Origin of the sequence: Bradyrhizobium sp. CCBAU 11357, from assembly GCF_028128865.1 — a bacterium.
Taxonomy (GTDB): domain Bacteria; phylum Pseudomonadota; class Alphaproteobacteria; order Rhizobiales; family Xanthobacteraceae; genus Bradyrhizobium.
On record NZ_LBJW01000035.1, the window covers coordinates 1 to 808 of the forward strand.

The 808-nt window shown below is 64.9% G+C and carries 1 protein-coding gene; it reads right to left on the reverse strand.

Annotated features, from left to right (window positions below):
* A partial coding sequence (locus XI05_RS08950; RefSeq protein ID WP_271500709.1) for an IS3 family transposase occupies positions 1 to 808 on the reverse strand: 808 nt, incomplete at both ends.

Here is an 808-nt window from a genome sequence, read left to right on the forward strand (position 1 = left end):
TTGTACGCCAAGTGGCGCTGATGGAGCAACGGACGATCGGCGGAGCTGGTCGGGGTTGCGCAGCCGATCGTCCGTTGCGGTGAGGTGGGCGGCGTAGGCCGCGGGGGTCAGGTATTTCAGCGACGAGTGGGGACGCTGGAGATTGTAGTCGGCGACCCAGTTGGCGATCTTGGCGCGGGCGTCATCGAGATCGAAGAACAGGGTCTCGTTGAGTAGCTCATCGCGCATCCGGCCATTGAAACTCTCGACGAAGCCGTTCTGCATCGGCTTTCCCGGCGCAATGAAGTGCCAATCGATGGCTGCGTCCTTGCACCAAGCGAGCATGGCGTTGCAGGTGAATTCGGTGCCATGGTCGGACACGATCATTCCTGGCTTGCCGCGTCGCTGGACGATTGCCGTCAGTTCGCGGGCTACGCGCCGCCCCGAGATCGACGTCTCCGGAATGGCGCCCAGGCATTCCTTGGTGACGTCGTCGACGATGTTGAGGATGCGGAAGCGTCGGCCATTGGCGAACTGGTCGTGGACGAAGTCCAGCGACCAGCGCGCGTTCGGCCTCGCCTCGACCAGGATCGGGGCACGGGTCCCCACGGCCTTGCGGCGAGCCCGCCGTTTGCGGACGGTGAGCCCTTCCTCGCGGTAAAGCCGGTAGATCCGGTTGATCCCCGATGGCTCGCCCTCCCGCCGCAGCAAGACGAACAACCGGCGATAGCCGAAACGCCGCCGCTCGTTGGCGAGATCGCGCAATCGGCCACGCAGAACTGCGTCCGGCGGGCGGCTGGAGCGATAGCGGATTATCTTCCGATCCGCC